Annotated in this window: 27 protein-coding genes; 2 read left to right on the top strand and 25 right to left on the bottom strand. The window is 69.7% G+C overall.

Going from position 1 to position 24140, the window contains the following annotated elements:
• Window positions 1-52: 52 nt before the first annotated feature.
• From ABFX36_RS08825 to guaB, 6 genes are all read right to left on the bottom strand, one after another.
• Window positions 53-1783 (bottom strand): GMC family oxidoreductase N-terminal domain-containing protein, encoded by a 1731-nt coding sequence (locus ABFX36_RS08825; protein ID WP_346075973.1) that lies wholly within the window; start codon window positions 1781-1783, stop codon window positions 53-55.
• Between the two features lie 54 nt (window positions 1784-1837).
• Complete coding sequence (locus ABFX36_RS08820) at window positions 1838-2431, bottom strand: TetR/AcrR family transcriptional regulator (RefSeq protein ID WP_346075971.1); 594 nt, start codon at window positions 2429-2431, stop codon at window positions 1838-1840.
• Entirely contained in the window at window positions 2428-3651 is a 1224-nt protein-coding gene (locus tag ABFX36_RS08815; protein ID WP_346075969.1) for a cytochrome P450, read from the bottom strand. Before ABFX36_RS08815 ends, ABFX36_RS08820 begins: the two co-directional genes overlap by 4 nt.
• A gap of 67 nt (window positions 3652-3718) precedes the next feature.
• Entirely contained in the window at window positions 3719-4009 is a 291-nt protein-coding gene (locus ABFX36_RS08810; RefSeq protein WP_062367105.1) for a DUF4287 domain-containing protein, read from the bottom strand.
• Window positions 4010-4188: 179 nt separating this feature from the next.
• On the bottom strand, window positions 4189-5355 hold the full coding sequence (locus ABFX36_RS08805; RefSeq protein ID WP_039867727.1) for a GuaB3 family IMP dehydrogenase-related protein: 1167 nt from the start codon (window positions 5353-5355) through the stop codon (window positions 4189-4191).
• Between the two features lie 62 nt (window positions 5356-5417).
• Window positions 5418-6929: an IMP dehydrogenase gene (gene guaB, locus ABFX36_RS08800; protein WP_006897180.1), complete on the bottom strand. Its 1512-nt coding sequence runs from the start codon at window positions 6927-6929 to the stop codon at window positions 5418-5420.
• Window positions 6930-6995: 66 nt separating this feature from the next.
• Here guaB and ABFX36_RS08795 point away from each other — a divergent pair, with 66 nt between their 5' ends.
• Window positions 6996-7382, top strand: a complete 387-nt coding sequence (locus tag ABFX36_RS08795) for a DUF5319 domain-containing protein (protein ID WP_039867726.1) — start codon at window positions 6996-6998, stop codon at window positions 7380-7382.
• Between the two features lie 93 nt (window positions 7383-7475).
• On the opposite strand, the gene ABFX36_RS08790 is transcribed toward ABFX36_RS08795, so the two are convergent.
• From ABFX36_RS08790 to ABFX36_RS08780, 3 genes are all read right to left on the bottom strand, one after another.
• A complete protein-coding gene (locus ABFX36_RS08790; RefSeq protein ID WP_006897178.1) occupies window positions 7476-8312 on the bottom strand; it encodes an anti-sigma-D factor RsdA in 837 nt (278 codons plus the stop codon).
• On the bottom strand, window positions 8309-8884 hold the full coding sequence (locus tag ABFX36_RS08785) for a sigma-70 family RNA polymerase sigma factor (protein WP_006897177.1): 576 nt from the start codon (window positions 8882-8884) through the stop codon (window positions 8309-8311). The genes ABFX36_RS08790 and ABFX36_RS08785 overlap by 4 nt, the downstream gene beginning before the upstream one ends.
• Window positions 8885-8967: 83 nt before the next feature.
• Window positions 8968-9810, bottom strand: a complete 843-nt coding sequence (locus tag ABFX36_RS08780) for a hypothetical protein (RefSeq protein WP_346075965.1) — start codon at window positions 9808-9810, stop codon at window positions 8968-8970.
• Window positions 9811-10270: 460 nt separating this feature from the next.
• Here ABFX36_RS08780 and ABFX36_RS08775 point away from each other — a divergent pair, with 460 nt between their 5' ends.
• A complete protein-coding gene (locus ABFX36_RS08775; protein WP_045540292.1) occupies window positions 10271-10510 on the top strand; it encodes a WhiB family transcriptional regulator in 240 nt (79 codons plus the stop codon).
• A gap of 127 nt (window positions 10511-10637) precedes the next feature.
• Here the strand turns inward: ABFX36_RS08775 and groES are convergent, their stop codons facing one another.
• The 16 genes from groES to rplM all read right to left on the bottom strand — a co-directional run bounded on the left by groES (window position 10638) and on the right by rplM (window position 24061).
• Entirely contained in the window at window positions 10638-10934 is a 297-nt protein-coding gene (gene groES, locus ABFX36_RS08770; RefSeq protein WP_006897174.1) for a co-chaperone GroES, read from the bottom strand.
• 169 nt (window positions 10935-11103) lie between these two features.
• On the bottom strand, window positions 11104-12132 hold the full coding sequence (tsaD, locus tag ABFX36_RS08765) for a tRNA (adenosine(37)-N6)-threonylcarbamoyltransferase complex transferase subunit TsaD (RefSeq protein ID WP_006897173.1): 1029 nt from the start codon (window positions 12130-12132) through the stop codon (window positions 11104-11106).
• Entirely contained in the window at window positions 12129-12701 is a 573-nt protein-coding gene (rimI, locus tag ABFX36_RS08760) for a ribosomal protein S18-alanine N-acetyltransferase (RefSeq protein WP_346075962.1), read from the bottom strand. Before rimI ends, tsaD begins: the two co-directional genes overlap by 4 nt.
• Window positions 12694-13404: a tRNA (adenosine(37)-N6)-threonylcarbamoyltransferase complex dimerization subunit type 1 TsaB gene (gene tsaB, locus ABFX36_RS08755; RefSeq protein ID WP_346075960.1), complete on the bottom strand. Its 711-nt coding sequence runs from the start codon at window positions 13402-13404 to the stop codon at window positions 12694-12696. Before tsaB ends, rimI begins: the two co-directional genes overlap by 8 nt.
• Window positions 13401-13853 (bottom strand): tRNA (adenosine(37)-N6)-threonylcarbamoyltransferase complex ATPase subunit type 1 TsaE, encoded by a 453-nt coding sequence (tsaE, locus tag ABFX36_RS08750; RefSeq protein WP_006897170.1) that lies wholly within the window; start codon window positions 13851-13853, stop codon window positions 13401-13403. Before tsaE ends, tsaB begins: the two co-directional genes overlap by 4 nt.
• Window positions 13850-15049: an alpha/beta fold hydrolase gene (locus ABFX36_RS08745; RefSeq protein WP_346075958.1), complete on the bottom strand. Its 1200-nt coding sequence runs from the start codon at window positions 15047-15049 to the stop codon at window positions 13850-13852. Before ABFX36_RS08745 ends, tsaE begins: the two co-directional genes overlap by 4 nt.
• On the bottom strand, window positions 15042-16202 hold the full coding sequence (alr, locus tag ABFX36_RS08740) for an alanine racemase (protein WP_346075956.1): 1161 nt from the start codon (window positions 16200-16202) through the stop codon (window positions 15042-15044). The genes ABFX36_RS08745 and alr overlap by 8 nt, the downstream gene beginning before the upstream one ends.
• A gap of 5 nt (window positions 16203-16207) precedes the next feature.
• The gene (locus ABFX36_RS08735) at window positions 16208-17638 is read right to left on the bottom strand and encodes an NAD(P)H-hydrate dehydratase (protein ID WP_346075954.1); all 1431 of its coding nucleotides are present in this window, start codon (window positions 17636-17638) and stop codon (window positions 16208-16210) included.
• A 13-nt stretch (window positions 17639-17651) separates the two neighbouring features.
• Entirely contained in the window at window positions 17652-19514 is a 1863-nt protein-coding gene (gene glmS, locus ABFX36_RS08730) for a glutamine--fructose-6-phosphate transaminase (isomerizing) (RefSeq protein ID WP_045540802.1), read from the bottom strand.
• 17 nt (window positions 19515-19531) lie between these two features.
• Window positions 19532-20434 (bottom strand): alpha/beta hydrolase family protein, encoded by a 903-nt coding sequence (locus ABFX36_RS08725; protein WP_006897165.1) that lies wholly within the window; start codon window positions 20432-20434, stop codon window positions 19532-19534.
• A gap of 50 nt (window positions 20435-20484) precedes the next feature.
• The gene (locus ABFX36_RS08720) at window positions 20485-20730 is read right to left on the bottom strand and encodes a hypothetical protein (protein WP_006897164.1); all 246 of its coding nucleotides are present in this window, start codon (window positions 20728-20730) and stop codon (window positions 20485-20487) included.
• Window positions 20727-21344, bottom strand: a complete 618-nt coding sequence (locus tag ABFX36_RS08715) for a hypothetical protein (RefSeq protein WP_346075951.1) — start codon at window positions 21342-21344, stop codon at window positions 20727-20729. The genes ABFX36_RS08720 and ABFX36_RS08715 overlap by 4 nt, the downstream gene beginning before the upstream one ends.
• The gene (locus tag ABFX36_RS08710) at window positions 21341-21661 is read right to left on the bottom strand and encodes a hypothetical protein (RefSeq protein WP_006897162.1); all 321 of its coding nucleotides are present in this window, start codon (window positions 21659-21661) and stop codon (window positions 21341-21343) included. The genes ABFX36_RS08715 and ABFX36_RS08710 overlap by 4 nt, the downstream gene beginning before the upstream one ends.
• Window positions 21662-21756: 95 nt before the next feature.
• The gene (glmM, locus tag ABFX36_RS08705; protein WP_062367114.1) at window positions 21757-23085 is read right to left on the bottom strand and encodes a phosphoglucosamine mutase; all 1329 of its coding nucleotides are present in this window, start codon (window positions 23083-23085) and stop codon (window positions 21757-21759) included.
• 14 nt (window positions 23086-23099) lie between these two features.
• The gene (gene rpsI, locus ABFX36_RS08700; protein WP_006897160.1) at window positions 23100-23621 is read right to left on the bottom strand and encodes a 30S ribosomal protein S9; all 522 of its coding nucleotides are present in this window, start codon (window positions 23619-23621) and stop codon (window positions 23100-23102) included.
• On the bottom strand, window positions 23618-24061 hold the full coding sequence (rplM, locus tag ABFX36_RS08695; RefSeq protein WP_006897159.1) for a 50S ribosomal protein L13: 444 nt from the start codon (window positions 24059-24061) through the stop codon (window positions 23618-23620). The genes rpsI and rplM overlap by 4 nt, the downstream gene beginning before the upstream one ends.
• Window positions 24062-24140: the final 79 nt, after the last annotated feature.

The raw sequence follows: 24140 nt of genomic DNA, 5'->3' as shown, positions 1-24140 counted from the left end.
TTCTCCGTGACCCGATTCGGGTCACGGAGAACGGCATAAGCGTTCAGGTCGGTCAGGCCTTCTCCACCGGGGTGATCGGCAAGCGCAGCGCGCCGGGCGCGTCCGCCGGAACCACCGGCGCCTTCGGCGCCACCGGGGTCAGCCGCCGGTAGGCGTCGCCCTGCGCGGGACGCGGGTCGGCCTCACCCTTGTTCGGCCACAGGGAGATCGCACGCTCGGCCTGCGCGCAGATCGACAGCGACGGGTTCACGCCGAGGTTCGCGGTGATCGCCGCGCCGTCGGTGATGTGCAGCGTCGGGTAGTTCCAGACGCGGTGGTAGGGGTCGATGACGCCGGTGGCCGGGTCGTCGGAGATGACGCATCCGCCGAGGTAGTGCGCGGTGAGCGGCATGTTGAAGATGTCGCCCCAGGTGCCGCCCGCCAGTCCGCCGGGCAGCTTGGCCGCGATCCGGCGGGTCGCCTCGTTGCCCTCCGGAATCCAGGTCGGATTCGGCTCGCCGATGCCCTGCTTGCTCGTCACGTACTTGAACGGACCGCGCTTACGGACGAAGGTCGTCAGCGAGTTGTTGTTGTTCTGCATCACGAGCGCGATCACCGTCCGCTCGCTCCACTTGCGGACGAAGAACAGCCGCAGCAGCATCAGCGGGTTGGTGACGGCGTTCTTGAGGAACTGGCCGAGTCGGTTGGGGACGCTGCCGCCGTCGGTGAGCAGCGTCTGCAGGTAGGCCATCGCGTTGCTGCCCTTGCCGTACCGCACCGGCTCAATGTGAGTGTTGGACGTGGGGTGGAACGACGAGGTGATCGCGACGCCCTCGGTGAAGTCGCGGCTCGAATCGTACGACCGCGCCTGCGCCCCGAGGATGGATTCGGAATTGGTGCGTGTCAGCACGCCCATCGCGTCCGAGAGCCTCGGCAGGGTCGAGCCCTTGGCGCGATGCATGATCTTCTGCGTATTGAATGTGCCCGCGGCGACGATCACCTGGTCGGCGGTGAACCGCCGCCGCCGGGCGCCGAACGGGCCCCAGGACGACGACCCGTGCGCCGACACCAGCCATGAGCCGTCGGCCCGCTGCTCCAGGCGATCGACGGTGGTCCGGTCGATGATCGTCGCGCCGTTCCGCTCGGCCAGACCGAGGTAGTTCTTCATCAGCGTGTTCTTGGCGCCGACGCGGCAGCCGGTCATGCACGCGCCGCACTCGGTGCAGGCGGTGCGTTCGGGACCCGCGCCGCCGAAGTAGGGGTCGGGCACCGTCTCACCCGGGGCGCCCTCGCCGCCGGTCTTGGCTCCGAAGAAGACGCCGACCGGGGTGGAGGTGAAGGTGTCGCCGACCCCCATCTCGTCGGCCACCTCCTTCATGATGCGGTCCGAGTTGGTGAACGTCGGGTTGGTCACCACACCGAGCATCCGGCGAGCCTGCTCGTAATGGGGCGTCAGCTCTGATTCCCAGTCAGTGATGTGGTTCCACTGGGGATCGGTGAAGAACGGTGTGGGCGGCTTGTAGAGCGTGTTGGCGTAGTTCAGCGATCCGCCGCCGACTCCGGCGCCGGCGAGAACCATGACGTCCTTGAGCATGTGGACGCGCTGGATGCCCATCAAACCGAACTTCGGCGCCCAGACGAATCGGTTGAGACGCCAACTCGTCTTGGCGAACTGGTCGTCCTCGAAGCGGCGACCGGCTTCGATGATGCCGACGCGATATCCCTTCTCGATGAGGCGGAGCGCACTGACGCTGCCGCCGAATCCGGAACCGATGATGAGGACGTCGAAATCAGTCTGCGCCATAGCCGACCATACTAATGATCATTGTCTCATTATCGAAAGCCAGTGTAGGCTACGCTAACTCCTGGTCTCGGTGAATCCGAGTACGGTCGGCGTGACGAAACGAGCGATCACGGCGCGCTCTCGCTCCGGCGACCCTTCTGGCACCGCGAGCAGCGACACGATCACCCGGACCACCCATCGCGCCGCCTCTCCCCCGTCCTCACCGCCGGTGCCGAGGAAGGCCGTCGCCACCGTCTCGATGAACTCCGACGACAGCGCCAGTTCACCAGCCACTCCCGCACCCGCCGCGGTGAACCAGGCGGCCAGCGCGGGATCCCGGCGGACCTCCGTCAGCGCCACGATGATCGACTCGGTCAGCCGGTCCGCAGGCTCCGGTCGGTCGGAGACGGTCTCGGCCACCACGGCGCCGATACGGCGAGCGACCCGTTCGACGTACGCCAGCTGCAACTGGCGCCGGCCGTCGAAATAGCGGTACAGGGTCGCCCGGGAACACCCCACCGCCGCGGCGATGTCCCCCATCGAGGCGTTGGCCCCCTTCGTGGCGAACACCTCGCCCGCGATCTCGAGGATCGCATCCTGCACGGCGGGCCGCCGGGTGCCGCGCATCCAATCCGCCCCGCGCACTCGGAGATCCTGATCGTCGGTCATGCCGAGAACGGTACCGAGACCGGTCGCCGCACATAGTTTCCGGACGCCCATTCGATTCCGTCGACGTCGACGTGGAAGTCCGGGCACCGCGCGAGCAGTTCTTCGAGCGCCACCCGCGCCTGCATCCGTGCGGCGGCGGCGCCGAGGCAGTGGTGGGATCCGTGGCTGAAGGTGAGGATGTTCGCGGGGTCGCGGCGGACGTCCAGGTCGGCGGCGTCCTCGCCGTACACGCGTTCGTCACGGTTGGCCGACGCGTAGCAGAGCAGCACCTTGCGGCCCGCCGGGATCGTCACCTCCTCGACCTCGACGTCGCGCGTCGCCGTACGGGCCAGCCCCTGCACCGGCGAGGTCAGCCGCAGCAGTTCGTTGACGGCCGACGGCAGCAGTTCCGGTTCTCGCCGAAGAATCGCACGCTGATCCGGATGCATGGTCAGCAGCGCCGACGAGCCGCCCAGCATGCCGGTGGTCGTGTCGTTTCCGCCGGCGACCATTGTGAAGGCGAACGCCAGCACCGACAGGACGCCCGACTGGTCCGCCGGGTCGTCGGTCAGGCCGGCGGCCACCAGATGCGACACCGTGTCGTCGCCGGGACTGCGCTTGCGGAATTCGATGAGGTCGGCGAAGTACGCCATCAGTCCCATCACCGCCTCCGACGCCGATTCGACGGCCGAGGCCATGTCGGCGCCCGGGTTGGCCGCGACGATCGCGTCGGTCCACGCGTCGAACTGTCCGCGATCGGACTCCGGCACGCCGAGGTAGTGGGCGACGACCATGCTCGGCAGCGGTTTGAACAGGTCCGCAGCGATGTCTCCGCCGCCGCGGGAGGCCAGATCGGCGAGCCGCTCGATCACGAACTCGCGAACCTCGGGCTCCAACGTCGTCACCTGTCTCGGCGTGAAGCCGCGCGCCACGAGGCGACGGAAGGCGGTGTGCCGCGGCGGATCCTGCATCACCATCGGCGGGTTGTCCTGCAGGCCGATGCTCTCCAGTTCGCCGTACGCCACGGTCAATCCGCGCGCCGAGGAGAAGGTCTCCCAGTCCCGCGCGGCGGCCATCACGTCGGCATGGCGAGTGAGGACGTAGTAGTCCGCCGCCGGATCCCCCTCGGGCACCACGTGATGGACGGGGTCGCAGTCGCGCAGGAGCGCGTACATCTCGAACGGATCGCGCCAGGACGGACCCGACCGCAAGGTGAACTCCGGAGACAGATCGTTCTTCATGTCCCGACTATGAGACAGTTCTCACATATTGTCAACGACGAACGATGGCCTCCGCCTCCCGCCCGCGTCAGCGTGACGGGTTCGTCGCCGCCCCGTCGAGCCACAGCGTGTCGCTGGCATCGCGGTGCGGGCCGGACGTCCCGACGTGTTTCGCGCTGATCTTCGGCCCCTTGGTGATGACGTGGACCAGCGCCATGCCGTGTCCACGGCCGAGCCCGTACTCGTCCTTCAGCCATTCGAGAATCGGCCCGGCCTTGGTGCCCGGGCCGAAACCGCGTTCGGCTGCCTGCTCGACGAGTTCGCGAGGGGTGTGCCCGGTCTTGATCTCGATGGTGTCGAGGTATGCCTGGAATGACATGACGGTTCTCCTGTCGTCGGATGCTGTCACCAGTATTGACAGCCGCCGGCACCGAAACTGATCGGTATCAGCCCGAAACGACTCAAGACGGTTCACAACCATGTCGCAGACCAAGAGAGCCGAGACCCCGGTACTCCGGGGTCTCGGCTCACCGAGTGGGCGACGCCCGCGTCGCGAGGTCAGGCTCGGACCGAGAGGCCGACCTTCTGGAACTCCTTGAGATCGGAGTAACCCGCCTTCGCCATGGACCGGCGGAGGCCGCCGACCAGGTTCAGCAGGCCGTCCGGATCGTCGGACGGTCCGTTCAGCACGGTCTCGAGGGAAGGCCGCTCCTCGTCGATCGCCACCTGCAGCAACGCACCGCGCGGAGTGTCGGGGTGCGCCGCGGCCGACGGCCAGAACCAGCCGCGGCCCGGAGCGGTGTCGGCGGCGGCGAGCGGTGTGCCCAGCACCGCGGCGTCGGCACCGCACGCGATCGCCTTGGCGAGGTCGCCTGAAGTGTGGATGTCGCCGTCGGCGATCACGTGCACATAGCGTCCACCGGTCTCGTCGAGGTAGTCGCGACGGGCCGCGGCCGCGTCGGCGATCGCGGTCGCCATCGGGACCCCGATGCCGAGGACCTCACCGGTCGTGGTGGATCCCTCCGTGGAGCCGTATCCGACGATGACGCCCGCGGCGCCGGTACGCATCAGATGCAGTGCCGTGCGGTGGTCGTGCACGCCTCCGGCGATCACCGGGATGTCGAGGTCGGAGATGAAGGTCTTCAGGTTGAGCGGTTCGGCGACGAGTCCGTCCTCGTGGCCGCGGTCGACCAGCACCACGTGCTCGGCGGAGATGATCGTGCCATGCACCACCAGAATCTCGGCGCCCGCCTTGATCAGCGCGGGTGTCAGTTCGGGGGCGTGCTGGGGGCTCACCCGGACCGCCGTGGTGACACCGGCCTCCCGCACTCGGGCGACGGCCTGCGACAGCAGGTCGAGGTTGATCGGGGCGCGATGGAGCTCCTGCAGGCGACGGATCGCCGCGGACGGGTCCGGATTCTTCTCCGCGATCTCGACCAGCTCGGCGATCTTGTCCTCGACGTGCTCGTGGCGGGCCCAGAGGCCTTCGCCGTTCAGCACGCCGAGCGCACCGAGCTTCCCCATCGCGATGGCCGACTCCGGCGAGCCGAGCGCATCGGTCGGATGGTTCAGGATCGGCGATTCGAAGCGGTATGCATCGATCTGCCATGCGGTCGAGACGTTCTTCGACGACCGCGTCCGCCGGGACGGGATGATCGAGATGTCTTCCAGTTCGTACGTTCGGCGAGCCGTCCGGCCCATGCCGAATTCGACGAGGTCACGCACCATTGCGCCTTTCTAGTGGAAACTCAGGCGAGCGGGCTGCGGCGGTCGCGCCGCAAACCGGCTCAGCGTGCATAGTAGTTGGGCGCCTCGGCGGTGAGGGTGATGTCATGCGGGTGCGACTCCTTGAGACCCGCCGCGGTGATCTGCACGAACTGCGCGTTCTGCAGGTCGGCGATGGTCTGCGACCCCGTGTAGCCCATGGCCGCGCGGAGGCCGCCGGTGAGCTGATGGATCACCTGTGACAGCGGTCCGCGGAACGGCACCCGACCTTCGATGCCCTCGGGGACCAGCTTGTCCTCGGCGAGCACGTCGTCCTGGAAGTAGCGGTCCTTGGAGTACGACTTGCCCTGGCCACGCCCCTGCATCGCACCCAGCGAGCCCATGCCGCGGTAGCTCTTGAACTGCTTGCCGTTGACGAGGATCAACTCACCCGGCGACTCCTCGGTACCCGCCAACAGCGAGCCGAGCATGGCGGTCGAGGCACCGGCGGCCAGCGCCTTGGCGACATCGCCCGAGTACTGCAGACCGCCGTCGGCGATCACCGGGACATCGGCCGCCTTGCACGCGGCGACGGCCTCGAGGATCGCGGTGATCTGGGGCGCGCCGACGCCCGCGACGACGCGGGTGGTGCAGATGGAGCCGGGGCCGACGCCGACCTTGACCGCGTCGACGCCCGCGTCGATGAGCGCCTGCGCACCCGACCGAGTCGCGACGTTGCCGCCGATCAGCTGGACGCGGCCGCCGACCTCCGCCTTGAGCTTGGCGATCATCTCGAGCACCCCGCGCGAGTGGCCGTGGGCGCTGTCGACCACGAGCACGTCGACGCCGACCTCGGCGAGGGCGAGCGCGCGATTCCACGCCTCGTCGCCCGCTCCGACGGCCGCGCCCACCAGCAGCCGGCCGTCGGCGTCCTTGGTGGCGTCGGGGTGCTGCTCGGTCTTCACGAAGTCCTTGACCGTGATCAGTCCGGTCAGCTTGCCGTTGCCGTCGACGATCGGCAGTTTCTCGATCTTGTGCCTGCGCAGCAGACCGAGCGCCGCCTCGGCGGAGACGCCCTCGGACGCGGTGATCAGCGGCGCGGGAGTCATCACCTCGGACACCGGCCGGGTCTCGTCGGCCTCGAAGCGCATGTCGCGGTTGGTGATGATGCCGACCAGATCGCCGGACGCGTCGACGACGGGCAGACCCGAGATCCGGTACCGCGCACACATCGCGTCGACCTCGGCGAGCGTGTTGGTCGGCAGACAGGTGACCGGGTTGGTGACCATGCCCGCTTCCGAGCGCTTCACGGTCTCGACGGCGGCGGCCTGCGCCTCGATCGAGAGGTTGCGGTGCAGCACGCCCATACCGCCGGCGCGCGCCATCGCGATCGCCATCCGGGCCTCGGTGACGGTGTCCATCGCCGAACTGACGAGCGGGACCCGGAGGGTGATCTCCCGGGTCAGCCTGGACGAGGTGTCCACGGCGTTCGGGACGACATCCGACGCCGCCGGGAGCAGCAGTACGTCGTCGAAGGTGAGGCCGAGCATTGCGACCTTGTCGGGATCATCTCCACCAGTGCGAACCTGCGTCATCTGCACATCGTATCCGCTGTGGATTGAGGAAGCCTGTCCGCCCGGTTATCGGCTACGGTGGAGGACGTGCATGACCAGTTCCCCGGACTCCCGCCGGACCCCTTCGCCGATGACCCGAACGACCCTGCGTCGGCCCTGGACGCGCTCGACCCGGGAATCCCTCTTGACGAGGGTGAACGCACCGCGGTGGAAGAGGATCTCGCCGACCTCGATGTGTACGAACGCCTCCTCGCGCCGCGCGGTGTGCGGGGCCTGGTAGTGATGTGCGAGGACTGTCGCGAAGATCACTACCACGACTGGGACATGTTGCGCTCCAATCTGCGCCAATTGCTCGTGGACGGCACGGTCCGACCGCACGAGCCCGCAGTGGATCCCGAGCCCGACGACTACGTCACCTGGGATTACTGCCGCGGGTACGCCGACGCCTCACTGCGCTATCACGAACGCTACTGATCCGCAGGGGAACGAACTCCTAACACACGCGAGGGACCGTGATCGTCGATCACGGTCCCTCTCGCTGTTCGGACTACCTCGCGGCCCCTCGGGTCAGCGGATGCTCTCCGACGGCGCGGTGGTCGTCACCGACGCCGACGCCGTCGCCGACGACGTGGTGGTCGTCGGCTTGTCCGTGTCCGTCTTGCTCGTGGACGGTTCCTGCGTGGTCGACGGCGCGGTGCTCGGGCTGCTCGAACCGCTGGAGGAGCCCGGCGGCTTCAGCATCACGGTCGGGTCCGGGACGTCGGGGCTGGTGGCGGAGGTCGGCAACGGCAGCGACGGCAGGGACGACAGCGGCGGAATCAGCGCACTCGGGTCCTGCCTGCGCACGTCCTCGATCAGGCTGCGCAGTTGATCGGCCTCGGACTTGTCCTTGAGCGGGCCGATGTCCTTCTCGGCCTTCGCGATCAATTCGCGGGCCTTGACGGTGTCGCCCGCGGCGAGCGCCTTCTTGGCCTCGGCGATGTTCTGCTCGGCGTTCATCCGCGACTGCGTCTGCTGCGCCTGCTCGGAGAACACCACCTGCTTCACCGACCACAGCGGATCACCGGGCTGCGATCCCTCCGACAGCACGAGCAGGCCGGCACCGGCGACCGCCAGGATGGCGGCGGCACCCGAGACCACCCGGAGCCTGCGCGCCAGTCCGCCGCGACGCTCCCGCTCGTTGGCCCGAGCGATGGCGGTCTCGATGTCGGCGATCGTCGGCGTGCTCGGAACCGGCCCGGCCAACGACTCCGCGCGCCACTGCGCGAGCAGACCGGCGAGCCGGTACTCGGCGTCGTCGCCGATCCGGGCGGCCCTGCCTGCCGCGAGATCGTCGATGAATTCGTCGTCGTGGTGCACCGCGCCCACGTCGATGGGACCGGTAGGCATTTCGTCCTCCGTCATCGACGTTCACCTCCTGGGGTCATGAGTTTCTTGAGCTTGGTGAGCGCCCGATGCTGTGCCACTCGCACCGCTCCCGGGCTGCTGCCGACCATGTCCGCGGTCTCCTCAGCGGAGAGACCGACGACGAGCCGAAGCACCAGAATCTCGCGTTGCTTCTCGGGAAGGGTGCCGAGAAGATCTCGCATCTGCCTCGAGGCATCTGATTCGAGGGCAGCCTGTTCCGGCCCGTTCGAGAAGTCGAGCGAGTCGGGGACGTCTTCTACCGGATCTGACTTCACGCGGGCCGCCGAACGCATCGCATCGGCGACCTTGTGCGAGGCGATGCCATAGACGAACGCCATGAAGGGACGCCCCTGGTCTTCGTACCGGGGCAACGCCGTCATCACCGCCATCAACACCTCCTGAGCCACGTCGTCAGCGGAGAACAAGTGTCGTTCTCCGGCACCGATTCGTCCTCGGCAGTAGCGCAGGACTGGTTCCCGCACACTGTCGAGCACTGAGGTCAGCGCAGCGCGGTCACCATCGGCCGCCGCACGGACCGCCTGGCCCAACGCATCACCTGTAAGTTTCATCGCCGCTTAGGTGCCCGGGTGTTACGCATTCGGGAGACTACTGACCGCGGTGCGCCGTGTGGTTCGCCTAGATCAGTCATCAATCAAGCGTACCGAGCCGCGTGCGCCGAACCCGCCAAGGGCGCGAAGCCCATGCCCAGGCCGATGAGTTTCTCCTGGATGGCGGCCGCCGCCCGGCTCTGCTCGTCCCGGTCGGCGGCGAACGAGGCGAGCATGCTGCGTGCTGCCCACTCCAGCGGCGCCAGTCCGGCCGCCGCGCAGTCGCCTGCGACGCTCCGCGCCGTCTGCGCCGCCGCCTCGACCCGGCCCGAGGCCGCGTCGGCGGCAGCGGCGATCAGTGCGGTCTTGAGCCGATGGCGCACCGACGGTGCCCCGGCGGACAACTCGAGCGCCCGCGCCGCGAGGTCCGCGGCGTCGGACCGGCCGGTGTACAGGGCCAGTTCGGTACGCACCCACGCCAGGCGCAGTGCCGGACGGCCGTCGAGCACCCAGTTCCCGCGGGCCGCCCTCGATACTGTGCCCGCCGATTCTGCCGCCGCACGGTCCAGGAGACGGGCCGAGCCGGCGAAGTCGCCGATCCCCAACCCGTCCGCGGCCAGCCCGACGAGGGCGTCCACTCGAGCGACGGCGGCCCAGCGGCCCTCCTCCGCTCCCGCGCTCACCGCGACGCGCAGTGCCGCACCGTCATCGGCTCGCGCGTACCCGTGCCCACCGGCCTGCCGCGTGAGCGACGCGCGAGTCGCCAGTGCCAGTGCGGTGACCCCGGCGCCGGTGGCCGGATCGGCGAGCAGGTCGGCGATCAGCGCACGCGCCGCGGCGGCCCTGCCGAGCGCCCCGAGCCGAACCGCACGAGCCCAGCGATCGCCCCCCGGCGGACACTCCGGCGGTGCGTCGACGCCGAATGCGTCGTTCCACTGATCCGACATTCGCAATTCACCTTTCACTACCGGCGCCTGCGCGCAGAATGAAGATTTCATTTCGACTAACAAAAGATGATCACGTGGAAGCAGAATTGCCGCAGTCGACAACTCCCGTTATCTCCGACGTAACCTTCGTACGATTGCAGTCCATCCTCCCACCGAGGCGCCGCAGCGTTCGACCGGCCCGGCGCCTCCGCCCTCGATCAACATAATCGCAGGTAAAGGGCGCCATAGAGTCGGAGTGTCCGTCGCCCGCCGAGACCGCCGTGGTCCCCGTCACGTCACCGGGCGTTCACTTGTTCGCTTTTAATCGCAGTGATTCGAGACCGGAGAACGAGTTGACTCGCTTTTCCGGACGCACATACCGTGAGCGTCGTAGGTAAGAGCGTTTCTCATTCAGGAGCGAAGATTGACGACCACAATCGACAGACTGCCCGGCCCCAACTCCGACTTCTGGGACTGGCAGATGCAAGGCAGATGCCGAGGGCTCGAATCGTCGGTCTTCTTTCACCCCGAGGGTGAGCGCGGCCAGGCGCGGATGCAGCGCGAACGGCGCGCCAAGCAGGTCTGCGCCGACTGCCCCGTGCTGCAGCAGTGCCGTGCGCACGCCCTGCGTGTGGACGAGCCGTACGGGATCTGGGGCGGCCTCACCGAGTCCGAGCGGAATCTGATGCGGCGACGCAATCCCCGGCGCCTGGCCGGCTGAGCGTCCCGGAGCGCCGGTCCCTGTACGAGATACCCGAACGCCCCGGACATCGGGCCTCAGACAGCGATCAGCCCCGGTTGAGATCGAACTCAACCGGGGCTGATCTGTGTCTGTCCGCCGACTGGCGTCAGCCGACCACCGCGAGGATGTCGCGGGCCGACAGGATCAGGTATTCCTGACCTGCGTACTTGATCTCGGTGCCGCCGTACTTGCTGTAGATGACGACGTCGCCTTCCTTGACGTCGACCGGGATACGGTTGCCCTGATCGGTGACGCGGCCTTCGCCGACAGCGATGACCTTGCCCTCCTGCGGCTTCTCCTTGGCCGAATCCGGGATGACCAGGCCGGAAGCAGTGGTGGTCTCAGCCTCGACGGCCTGAACGAGGATCTTGTCCTCAAGCGGCTTGATGTTCACGCTCGCCACGATGTCAGTTCCTTTTCCTTCATGTAACTGATGGGAAGTTCGCGGCACCGGGTCGCTTTGCCACGTCGTCGCGGGTGCCGCGGCGCTGCATTTCGGATGCCAACTAGCACTCTACCCATGAGAGTGCCAGCACATCAAGGGCCCCGGCGTCCGAGCCGGTCGCGGCAGCTCAGAGCTTGCTGATCTGCACGCTCATCCCGGGATCGGTCGCCACGGTGAGAGGCGACGGAGGGGCGCCGCCGCCGATCACGTGGGCTCCCAGGGTGGCGACCATGACGCCGTTGTCGGTGCACAACCTCGGCTTCGGCACGCGCAGTTCGATACCCGCGGCGGCGGTCCGCTCGGCCGCGAGCGACCGGATCCGCGAATTGGCGGTCGCACCGCCGCCCAAGACCAGGGTGTCGACGCCGCGATCACGGCATGCGCGCAGCGCCTTGGCGGTCAGCACATCCGCGACCGCCTCCTGGAACGACGCGGCGACGTCGGGCACCGACACGGGGGCACCCGACCGGACCCGGCCCTCCACGTATCGCGCGACGGCCGTCTTGAGACCGCTGAAGGAGAAGTCGTACGGCGCGTCGCGGGGCCCGGTCATGCCGCGCGGGAACGCGATCGCGGCGGGATCGCCGTCACGGGCGGCCGCGTCGAGTGCGGGACCACCCGGGTAGCCGAGATCCAGCAGCCGCGCCACCTTGTCGAAGGCCTCCCCCGCGGCGTCGTCGACGGTGGTGCCCATTTCGACGATCGGCTGTGACAGGTTCTGCACACCGAGCAGATGCGTGTGCCCGCCGGAGACCAGCAGCGCCACCGCGGGCGGCATCGGACCGTGCTCGAGGGTGTCGACCGCGACATGTCCGCCGAGGTGATTGACCGCGTACAGCGGCACATCCCAGGCCAGCGCGTACGCCTTGGCCGCTGCGACGCCGACCAGCAGGGCTCCGGCGAGTCCCGGTCCGATCGTCACCGCGATGGCGTCGGGCCGGTCGATCCCGGCCGCCTCACGCGCCCGCTGCATCGTCGGGACCATCGCCTGCAGGTGGGCCCGCGAGGCGACCTCCGGGACCACGCCACCGTACCGCGCGTGCTCGTCCACCGACGATGCCACTTCGTCGGCCAGCAGCGTCGCCGTCTCGCCGTCCCATTCGACGACACCGACTCCGGTCTCGTCGCAGGAGCTCTCGATACCCATCACGATCATGAGGTCGCGTGCCCTTCCGGCCGGTGATTGCCCGGTTCGTCGTTACTGTGTTCGTCGCCGCTGTGTCCGTCGTTGCTGTGTTCGTCGCCGGCCCGGCGCGCGGCGCGCACCATCGTGTACGCGTCCGCGCCGGACGGCTGATAGTAGTTGCGTCGCACTCCCGCCACCTCGAATCCGCTGCGCTCGTACAGCGCGATCGCCGGGACGTTGTCGGTGCGCACCTCCAGGAATACCGGCGCGTGGACGGCGTCGGCAACCCGCAGCAACTCCTCGAGCAGAGCCCGCCCGTAGCCGCGCCCCTGGCAGGCGGCGTCGACCGCGATGGTGTGCACCTCGCACTCGTGGTCGCCGGCACGGCCCAGCACGCTGATACCCGCGTAGCCGGAGACCGGGGTGCCCGGGGCGGTGCGCACCGCGAAGTAGGTGTTGTGCGGCGCCCGCAGTTCGGCGACGAAGCCGGTCAGCGGCCACGGCGAATCCGTGGCGAAGAGTTCCCGCTCGATCTCGGCGCATCGGGCCAGGTCGGAGGGAGTCAGTTCGTCGACGACCGGGCCGGGGCCCTCACTCATGTGTCGCCGAGGGCAGCAGCGACTTGCGCTTCTGGTCCTTGAGTTCGACGGCGTCCGGGCGGCGCAGGTACAACGGCGTCAGAGGCTCGGCCGGAGCCCGAGCGGTGAGTCGCTCGGCGGCGACGGCGACCAGCGAGGCCGGGGTCGGTGTGACCAGGTCGGCGCCCGCCGCGCCGAAGCGCTCGGTGAATCTGCTCTCCCCCACCACGTCGGAGAGCGTGCGCCCCGCCAGTTCCGCGACCAGCGTGTCGGGTGAGTCGACGGCCGGTCCCGCGACACGCCGACCGGCCTCGTACAGCGCCCAGTACACCTCGCGGCGACGGGCATCGGTGAGCACCAGTCGCGTCCCCGCCTCCGGCGCAGGCGTGCCGCGGTCGATCGCATCGAGGGTGTACACTCCGTAGGCGGGAAGGCCGAGGGCGTCGGCGTACGCCGCTCCGGTTGCCATTCCGACGCGCAGCCCGGTGAACGGTCCGGGACCGCAACCGACGACCACGGCGTCGAGGGCGTCGCCCGCCACACCCGCTTCGGCGAGCACGTCCCGCATCAGGGTCGTGAGCACTTCGGCGTGACGGCGCTGATCGGTCACGATCCGCTCCGCGAGCGTCACGGGCCCCTCGTCGCGCAGTTCCACCACGCCGGTCACCACGGCGGAAGTCGCGGTGTCCAGCGCCAGAGCCCGAATCGGCGGCTGCGCGGTCATCGGTTCACCCACTCCCAGGTCGCATGTCGTGTCTCGGTGTCGTCGTCGCGGCGCAGCCGGACGATGAGGTATTCGTCGACGAGTCGCTCCACGACGCCTTCGCCCCATTCGACCACGACCACGCTGTCGTCGAGGTCGGTGTCGAGATCGAGGGCGTCCAGATCGTCCAGGCCGCCCAGCCGGTAGGCGTCGACGTGGACCAGGCCGGTGCCGCCGGGCACGCCGGGAGCGTGCTGACGGGCGATGATGAAGGTCGGCGACGAGACACGGCCGGCCACGCCGAGCCCCGCGGCGATACCGCGCGTCAGCGCCGTCTTCCCCGCACCGAGCGGACCGTCGAGGATCACCAGATCCCCCGGGCCGAGGTCGGCGGCGAGCTCGCGGCCGAGGTCTTCGGTGTCGGCCACCTCGGGCAGGTCGCGGGTTCCGGAGGTGCGCTGCGGCGTCATCCCTGTCGCTCCGATCGTGCGTGCTTGTCCGAACGCGCGCGGCCGGAGAGCCGCCACGGCAGCACCGGCCGGCCCAGCGCCAGGCGCGACCGCGAGACCAGGTCGTCGATGGCGTCGGTGACCAGCTCCGGGTCCTCCATGGGGAGCATGTGCCCGCAGCCCTCCGCGATGACCATGCGGGAGTCGTGACCGAGCTGTCCGTACATGCTCAGTGAGTTCGGCAGCGGCGTCAGCCGGTCCTCGTCGCCGCACATCACCACCGTCGGTACCTGAGCGAGCACCGGCAGCGCCGTCGCCTCGTCGTGGCTCTCCAAGACGTGCAGGAAGTTCACCATGGTCGCGATCGACGTGTTCTGAATCATCGACTCGACGGCGTGGCCGGCGCGCGGGCTGTAGTGGTCGTGGCCGAAACTCGCCGCGACGAGCACCGGTTCCACCGCCCGGCGCGTGATCCCCCGGCCGGCCTGCACGGCGCCCGGGATGTAGCGGACCGACAGGCGCAGCGCATCGACGATCGGGTTGTTGAGTCCTTCGCCGAGCCCGGCCTCGGTGATGCCCCTGGCCGCCGTGGAGACCAGTGCGACGCCCGCGATGCGACCGCTGTGAGAGAACATCCGCGCATGACGTCGCGCGAACGACATGATCGACATCCCGCCCATCGAATGGCCCACCAGAACCACCGGTCCGGTCGGCGCCATCGTGCGGATCACCGCGGCGAGGTCGTCGCCGAGCTGCGCCATCGTAGAGCTTTCGGCGGACGCCGGGTCGCTCGCTCCGTGGCCGCGCTGGTCGTAGAAGACCATCTTGATGTGCCTGCCCGCCCAGCGCTCGGCGAGACCGAACCGCTGGAAGTGCCAGGCCGCCATCCGCAGGGTGAACCCGTGCACGAAGACCACGGTCAGCTCGGGCGTCGCGGTGCGCCCCCACTTGCGGTCGCCGCGCACGTCGGGACCGCCGGTGAGCACCGTGCGGACCGCGAGACACACGCCGTCGTCGGCGGTGACCGTCGCAGCTTCGTCGGCGTAGATCGCTTTGAAATCGACGCCCGCGTGCGGATCGATCCGCCCGTCGGCCTTGCGGAGCTTGCGGCGGCGGAACGCGCCGCCCGCCGTCACCGCGCCGAGCGAGCGCGCCTCCGACAATCCCGAGCGCCATGCGGCCTTCCGTCGCGGCTTCGCACGCTCGCGGTCAGGCATCGACGTCTCCCCCGGGACCGCCGACATACCGTCGCACCGCGCGCGAACCGATTCGGGAGATGATCTCGTAATCGATCGTGCCGATGGTGTCGGCCCAGTCGGTCGCGGTCGGCACCGGCGCGCCGCCCGCGGCGCCCGCGGGTCCGAACAGCACGGCCCGGTCGCCCTCGGCGACGCCGCCGCCGTCCGGTCCGAGGTCGATCACCAGCTGATCCATGCAGACCCGCCCGACGTTCGGGAAGATCCGGCCGTTCACGTGCACGCCGAACCGGCCGGACAGCAGGCGCGGAACTCCGTCCGCGTAGCCCGCGGGCACCACGCCGAGAACGGTGTCGGCGGGAGCGACCCACGTGTGGTTGTAGGAGACGCCCTGCCCGGCCGGAATCTTCTTGACCAGCGAGATCCGCGTCTCCAGCGTCATCGCCGGAATCAGCCCGAAGTCGCCGATGTCCGGGACCGGCGAGTAGCCGTAGATCGACAGTCCCGGACGGACCGCGTCGCGCGCCAGGTCGGGCCGGGTGAGCGCCGCCGGAGAGTTCGCGATGTGCACCAGCTGCGGCCGTACGCCGCGCGCACGCAGGTCGGCGACGGCATCGTCGACACGCTGCGCCTGCTGTGAGTTGAGCGGATGGTCGGGCACGTCGCCGAAGGCGAGATGACACATCACACCGTGCAGGCTGATCGCGCCCTCCGCACATGCGGCAGCCACCGCGTCGGCGGTCTGCGCCCATTCCTCCGGGCTGACGCCGCTGCGCGCGAGCCCGGTGTCGAGCTTCACCGTCACCGTGGCGGTCCGGCCGAGTCTGCGCGCCTGCGCCAGCACCAGCTCCAGTTGCCGAGGCGAGGAGACGGCGATGTCGATCCCGTCGGCGATCGCCCCGGCGAAATCGGCCTCCGCGGTGTGCAGCCAGGCGATCAGGTGCCCGTCGATGCCGGCGGCGCGCAGTGCGCGGGCCTCGCTGATCTGCGCCACACCGAGCGCGATGGCACCCGCTCCGAGCGCGGTGCGGCCGACGGCGACCGCCCCGTGCGCGTAGCCATCGGCTTTGACCACCGCGATCACATCGGAGCCCGAGCGCTCCCGCAGGACGCCCACATTGTGGGCGATGGCGTCGAGATCGACAGTGGCGTAGAGGTTAGCGTGCGAGTCCATCGCACCTATTCTCGCAAATCCAGCAGACGGCGGAGCGTCGGCGCGACCGCGTCGCGCAACGCGGCGGCGCTGATCGGCGCTCCTCCGCTCGCGAGCGCGGCGGCGCGCGCGTGCACGCGGGCCGCGCAGACGCCGGCCGAACGAGCGGGGAGTCCCGCCGCCAACAACGATCCGGCGATGCCGGTGAGCACGTCGCCCGCCCCGGCGGTCGCGGCCCAGGACGACTCCGCGTCGTTGCCGCTGACCCGACCGTCCGGGTCGGCCACCAGGGTGATCCGGCCCTTGAGCAGCACCGTCACCCCGAGCCTCTCGGCCAGGCCGCGCACTGCGCTCAGCCGGTCCGGCCCCGGTTCGGCTCCGGCGAGCCGGGCGAACTCCCCGGCGTGCGGCGTCAGCAGCGTCGGTGCGGTCCGATCCGCCAGAAGCTCGGGCGCACGCGCCAGCACGGTGAGCCCGTCGGCGTCGATCAGTGTCGGAAGGTCGGTCCCGAGCACATCTGCCAGCAGATCGTGTGCTTGCTCACCCGTGCCGATTCCGGGGCCGATCGCCCACGCCTGGACTCGCCCGGCATCGGCGACGGTGGACGCCGCGACCACCTCCGGCGACTTCGCCAGCACCTCGTCGACCGCCGGACCGACGTAGCGGGTCATGCCCGATGTCGCGGCCACCGCGGCCGAGGTGGCGAGCACCGCAGCCCCCGGGAACACCGCGGACCCGGCGATCACGCCGACCACGCCCTGCGAGTATTTGTCGTCGCCCGGCCCGGGAAGCGGCCACAGCGCGGCCACCTCCGCATCGCTCGGACTGGTCACCTGTGCAGCCGGTACCGGGATGCCGATGTCGGCCACCACCACCCGGCCGCAGGCCGGCGCGGCGAGCAGGTGGGCGAGCCTCGGCGCCCCGAAGGTCACGCACACGTCGGCCCGCACCGACGGTGTGTTCACCACGCCGGTGTCGGGATCGACGCCGGACGGAAGGTCGACGGAGAGCACCGCCGCGCCCGTGTCCGCGATCCGCGCGAAGACCTCCGCAGCCGGCGGTCGCAGCGGGCCGCGGCCGCCGAGCCCCACCACGGCGTCGACGGCGATGTCGAGTTCGTCCGGCACGGTGGCGCTCACGCGGCCGCCGGCGCGCCGGAACGCCGCCAGGCCCGCACCGTGCGCGTGATCGGGATCGAGCAGGAGTGCGTCGACTCGGACGCCGCGCCGCCGCAGACGAACTCCGGCGTAGAGCGCGTCGCCGCCGTTGTTTCCCGCGCCGACCACCAGCAGCACCCGCCGGCCGTAGACGCCGCCGGTCCGCTCGCGCAGTTCGGCGCTCACCTGCGCCGCCACCGCATTCGCGGCACGGGCCATCAGCACACCGCCGCTGAGCAGATCGCCGGTCGCGGCTTCGGCGTCCCGGATCTGCGCGGCGGTGTAGTAGCCGGTCACCACGAGGTCCTCATCGCTATTCGACGGTGACGGACTTGGCCAGGTTCCGCGGCTTGTCGACGTCGTAGCCCCGCGCCTGGGCGACGGTGGCTGCGAACACCTGCAACGGGACCGTCGAGACCAGCGGCTGCAGGAGGGTCGCGGTGTGCGGGATCGGGATCAGATGGTCGGCGACCTCCGCCGCCGCCGTGTCCGTGGCCTCGGCGATCACGATCGTCCGGGCACCGCGCGCCTGGATCTCGCGGATGTTGCTGATCATCTTGGAGTGCAGCAGGGCCCGGCCCTCGGGGGACGGCATCACCACGATCACCGGCAGCCCGTCTTCGATCAGGGCGATCGGGCCGTGCTTCAGCTCGCCGGCCGCGAAACCCTCGGCGTGGATGTACGCGAGTTCTTTCAGTTTGAGCGCGCCTTCCAGCGCCACCGGGTAGCCGACGTGCCTGCCGAGGAACAGGATCGTGTCGGCCGAGGCGAGGCCGCGGGCGAGCTCTCGGACGGGCTCCATCTGCTCGAGCACCTTCTCGACCGCGGCCGGGATCTGTTCCAGTGCCTCGAACTCGCGTGTCACCTCGTCGGCGTACTTGGTACCGACGGCCTGGGCCAGTGCGAGGCCCACCATGTAGGCCGCGGCGATCTGCGCGAGGAAGCACTTGGTGGACGCGACCCCGATCTCGGGGCCGGCGTGGGTGTAGAGCACGGCGTCCGATTCGCGCGGGATCTGCGCGCCGTTGGTGTTGCAGATCGCCAGGACGCGGGCCTTCTGGTCCTTGGCGTGGCGTACGGCCTCCAGGGTGTCGGCGGTCTCGCCGGACTGGCTGATCGCCACCACCAGCGTCGACCGGTCGAGCACCGGGTCGCGGTAGCGGAACTCGCTGGCGAGTTCCACCTCGACGGGCAGTCGGGTCCAGTGCTCGATCGCGTACTTGGCGATCAGTCCGGCGTGGTAGGCGGTGCCGCAGGCGACGACGAAGACCTTGTCGACGTCGCGCAGGTCCTGATCGCTCAGGCGCTGTTCGTCGAGCACGATCCGGCCGTTGCGGAGGTGACCGATCAGGGTGTCCGAGAGCGCCGCGGGCTGCTCGGCGATCTCTTTGAGCATGAAGTAGTCGTAGCCGCCCTTCTCCGCGGCGGCCAGGTCCCAGTCGATGTGGAACGGGGTGCCGCCGGTCGGGTTGCCGTCGAAGTCGGTGACCGCATAGGTGTCAGCGGTGATGACCACGACCTCGTCCTGGCCGAGTTCGATCGCGTCGCGGGTGTGCTCGATGAACGCCGTCACGTCGGAGGCCACGAACATCTCGCCGTCGCCGACCCCGACGACCAGCGGGGTGGACCGGCGTGCGGCGACGATGGTGTCCGGGTGGTCGGCGTGGGTGAAGACCAGGGTGAAGGCGCCCTCCAGACGCCGCAGCGTGGCGTACGCGGCGGCCACGAAGTCGCCCGCGTGCCGGCCCGACGCGTATTCGCGCTCCATCAGATGCACCGCGGTCTCGGTGTCGGTGTCGGAGGAGAATTCGATGCCGGAGTCTTCGAGTTCGGCACGCAGCGGCGCGTAGTTCTCGATGATCCCGTTGTGCACGACGGCGATCTTGTGGTCGGTGCTGAGGTGCGGGTGCGCATTGCGATCGGTCGGTTGACCGTGCGTGGCCCAGCGCGTGTGGCCCATACCGGTGTGACCGGTGAGCGCCGCACGGCCGACTTCAGCGATCTGCTTGTCGAGGTTCTCCAGCCGGCCGGCCTTCTTCTCGACCGTCACCGCACCGTTGCCGTCCAGGATCGCCACGCCGGCCGAATCGTAGCCGCGGTACTCCATCCGGCGGAGGGCGTCCACGACGATGTCGAGCGCGTCGCGCTTGCCCACATATCCCACGATTCCACACATGGGTACCAAGAATAGCGTCAGGCGGAGCGTGGTTTAGCGCCGAGCAACTGGGACACGGTGTCCAGTTCGGGACGGTCGGCGGACTCGAGGTCGACGGCGAGCGCGTCGCCCATGGTGAGCTCGGGGTCGGAGAAGGCGGCGTACTTCTCGTCGCCGGTCAGCCGATGCAGGAAGAAGCCGGTCAGCTGCGCCCGAACCGCCTTGTGTACGGCTCGATCGGCGCCGTTGATGCCGATGAGGGACTTGACCGAGGGCGTCTCGACGAGGTCGCCCGCGTCCGCTCCGGGGAGTGTGCGCAACACCACATCGCCTGCGACGTTCTCCGCCAGGTCGAGTGCGTTGCCGGTCATCGACGCCAGGTGTCCGCTGCCTGCCAGCACCAGCGACGGCACCCGGACGGTCGCGGCCGCGGCAGGCAGGTCGGCGGTGGTGGGCGCGGGGAACACGGTCGCCAGCGCCTTGACGTTCATCGGCGGCCTGCCCAGCAGCACGGCGTCGGATGCGGCCCGGACCGCGGCGGCGGCACCGAACCCGTGTCCGGCGAGCCCGATCCGGTTCGGATCGACGCGGACCCGGCCGGTGCCGAGTTGCACGCTGCCGGCGACGGTCGCCGCGGCGCGCAGGTCGGTGCCCAGGGAGATGTCGGACGGGAACGGGCCCCGGCTGCCGTCGGGCGCGGCCGCCACGATGCCCCATGAGGCGAGGTGGAACAGCAGATCCCGGTAGCGGGCACTTCCCACCAGCCAGCCGTGCGCGAACGCCACTGCCGGAAGGTCGCTGCCGGTGCGCGGTGCGAAGATCTGACCGGACATGCCGACTATCCCGAGATCGCCGCGATCGACCTTGTTGGGTCCGCGGCGCGCGAGTTCCTTCATCAGCTTGTCGGGCGGAGGCGCCACGACCTTGTTGTTCCCGAACACGGCTCCCACCCTATGACATCGATCGCGGATAGGGACTCGGTGCCGAGCGATCACCGTCCGCGCGTGCGCGGCCGCGCCGCGTCGAGTCCTGCGGCCAGCATCAGCCGCCCGAGCACGGCGTCGGCCGCATCGGCGTCGGCGCGCAGCCGGGCGCGGAGCCGCTGGACGCGCACCGGATCCTCGCGCGGTGCGGGCGCCGCCGCTGCCAAACGGTCGCGGTAGCGTCGGCCGGCCTGTTCGAACCCGCTCGCGGATTCGGCGGACAATGCCTCGAGTCGGTTCTCCGGGGACGTCACCGCAGATCCGCCAGTACGAGCTCGCCTGCCGAACCGGTGTCGGTCGTCCATGCCGAGGCCACCTCTGCGAGGGCTGCGGCGATGGCGTCGGCGGCCAGCGACCCCGCGGAGTCGGCGTAGTCAAGACGCGCATGCACTTCGGCTCGCAGTTCGCCTTCGGTGACCGCGCCGGCATTCAGAGCGGCAGGTACCGCGTCGAGGTCCACCCCGCCCAGCCTGGGACGGGACACCGTCTCCAGTACCGCTGCGTGGCGTGCGAGCACCTCTTCGAGGACCTGAGCTGCGTGGGTGGTCACGGCCGCCCCCTGCGTCAGCCGGCTCCGCAGATCGGCGACGTCGCCTGCCACCACCCGTACCGCGCTGCCCGCCGCGTGTCCGGATCTGCCGGACCATTCCCCGACCGTCGTCGCCGTCGCACCCGCTGCTCCCGCCGCGCGGGCGAGGCGGTCTGCCAGGTCGCTCAACCGTTGCGCATCCGCCACGAATGCCGGCATCCGGAACTCGTCCACCGCTGAATGAGGCCGGCGTACGGCCGCCTCGTCCACCGCGGTCAGGCCCAGTTCCCGGCAGACGGCGATCACCGTCGCGAAACCGTCCGCGCACGAGCCCGTCATGCCGGCCGGCCCGTCGCCCACGACGCCGCGGCCGACTCCGCGTCGGCGAACGCCGCACCGGCCCGCCCCAGATCCGCGGCCACCGCGTCCACCGCGACTCCGCAGCCACGGAGCCGGGCGGCGAGATCGAGGAGCCGGTCCAGCGTCGCGTCCGCCGCACGACGCGGCGGACCATGATCGGCCCAGTCGCACATCCCGCCGCCGTCGAGTTCCGCGGCGCATTCCGCGAGCGTCGTCACGATGTGCTGCTGGGCGGCGGTGAAGTCCGCGAGTTGGTCCAGATCGACGTGGATCGAGTCATTGCTTCCGGCGTCCATGCCTATTGGACGCACGCGCCGCCCGCACGGTTCCGCGACACGCCGAAAACGTCGCGTCCCCGACCGGGTCGGGCGTGTCTATCGCGGGGTGCTGGTCAGACGCCCGCGACCACAGCGGCCACGCGTTCGGCGATTCCGCGCGCCGACTCGGGGGTCTGCGCCTCCACCATCACCCGGACGAGTTGCTCGGTTCCCGACGGACGCAGCAGGATGCGCCCGCATCCGTCCAGTTCGGACTCGGCGGCCGCCACCGCGCTGAGCACCTCTTCGGCGACCGCGACGGCGTGTTTGTCGGAGACGGGGACGTTGATGAGCTCCTGCGGCAGAACCGTCATCACCCCGGCCAGATCGGCCAAGCGCTGTCCGGTCTGCGCCACCCGCGCGGCGAGCATGAGGCCGGTGAGCACTCCGTCGCCGGTGGTTCCGACGGCCGGGACCACGATGTGGCCGGACTGCTCACCGCCGAGGGCGTAACCGCCCGAGCGCAGTTCCTCGAGGACGTAACGGTCGCCCACGCCCGTCACCTTGAGCTCGATTCCCGCGCTCTTCATCGCCAGGTGCAGGCCGAGGTTGCTCATGACGGTGGCCACGAGGACGCCGTCGGTCAGGTGGCCCGCCTCGTGCATCGCCAGCGCCAGGATCGCCATGATCCGGTCGCCGTCGACCACCGAACCGGTCGAGTCGACCGCCAGGCAGCGGTCGGCGTCACCGTCGTGGGCCAGGCCGAGGTCGGCGCCGTACTCCAGGACGGCGGCCTGCAGTTTGTCCATGTGCGTGGAGCCGCACCCGTCGTTGATGTTGAGGCCGTCGGGCTCGGCGTGGATCGCGATGACCTTGGCGCCGGCGGCCTCATACGCGCGGGGAGCCACATGGGACGCCGCACCGTGTGCGCAGTCGACCACGAGCGTCAACCCGTCGAGCGAGGTCGGGACCGACTCGGCCAGATGAGCGAGGTAGCGTTCGGCGGCGTCCTGGGCGTCGCGGATCCGGCCCACACCGGCGCCGGTGGGACGGGGCTGGTCGGCGTGCATCGCCGCCTCGATCTCGTCCTCGACGTCGTCGGGGAGTTTGTGGCCGCCCGCGGCGAAGAACTTGATGCCGTTGTCGGGCATGGGATTGTGCGAGGCGGAGATCATCACTCCGAAATCCGCCCGATAGTCAGCCGTCAGAAAGGCGACGGCCGGGGTGGGGACCACTCCCACCCGGATGGCGTCGGCGCCCGCCGCGGCCAGACCGGCGCACAGCGCGGCCTCCAGGAGTTCGCCGGAGGCGCGGGGGTCACGTCCGACGACGACGCGCGGACGGGAACGAGCGTTTGCACCGAGAACGCGAACGGCGGCCGAGGCCAGGGCCAACGCCAGCTCTGCGGTGAGCTGGTCGTTGGCCCGGCCTCGGACGCCGTCGGTGCCGAAAAGGCGAGCCACAGTAGCCGAAGCGATCAGCGCTTGCTGTACTGCGAGGCCTTGCGGGCCTTCTTCAGGCCGTACTTCTTACGCTCCACAGCACGCGCGTCGCGGGTCAGGAAGCCGGCCTTCTTCAGTGCCGGACGATCCTCGGGGCTGACCTCGATGAGGCCGCGCGCGATGGCCAGACGCAGCGCGCCCGCCTGACCCGACGGGCCGCCGCCGACGAGGCGAGCGTGGATGTCGAAGGCGTCGGTGCGCTCGACGGTGACGAGCGGAGCCTTGATGAGCTGCTGGTGCACCTTGTTCGGGAAGTAGTCCTCGAGGGTGCGGCCGTTGAGCGTGAACTCGCCGGTGCCGGGCACCAGGCGGACCCGGACGATGGCCTCCTTGCGGCGGCCCACGGTCTGGATCGGGCGGTCGAGCACGACCGGTCCGCGGGTGGCGGTCTCGGTCTCGACGACCTCGACGGACTCCGTGGTGTAGCTGCCGTCCTCGTTCAGGGTCTCTTCTTCGATGACCTCGACGTCGACGTCGTTCAGGTTCTCGTTGGTCACTGGGCCACCTGCTTGATCTCGTAGTTGACCGGCTTCTGCGCGGTGTGCGGGTGGTTGGGGCCCGCGTAGACCTTGAGCTTGCCTGCGATGGCGTTGCCCAGCTTGTTCTTCGGGAGCATGCCCTTGACGGCGCTCTCGACGACGCGCTCGGGCTTGGTGGCCAGGAGCTCACCGATGCTCTGGGACTTCAGGCCGCCCGGGTGACCCGAGTGGCGGTAGAGACGCTTGTCGGTCAGCTTGTTGCCGCTGACGGCGACCTTCTCCGCGTTGATGATGATGACGTAGTCGCCGCCGTCGACGTGCGGGGCGAACGTGGGCTTGCCCTTGCCGCGGAGCAGGTTGGCGCTCGCGACGGCGAGGCGGCCGAGCACCACGTCGGTGGCGTCGATGACGTACCACTCGCGGGTCACGTCACCGGCCTTCGGGGTGTAGGTAGGCACAGTAGTCCTCTTTTGAACTCGTTTGCTGCTGGTCAGGCACTTCTGCAGAGCGTGCTCCCGGCGACCAGTGGGGACCCGG

It is taken from the genome of Gordonia cholesterolivorans (assembly GCF_039531975.1).
GTDB classification, from domain to species: Bacteria; Actinomycetota; Actinomycetes; order Mycobacteriales; family Mycobacteriaceae; genus Gordonia; species Gordonia sihwensis.
This window is presented reverse-complemented; position numbering and strand designations above follow the sequence as displayed.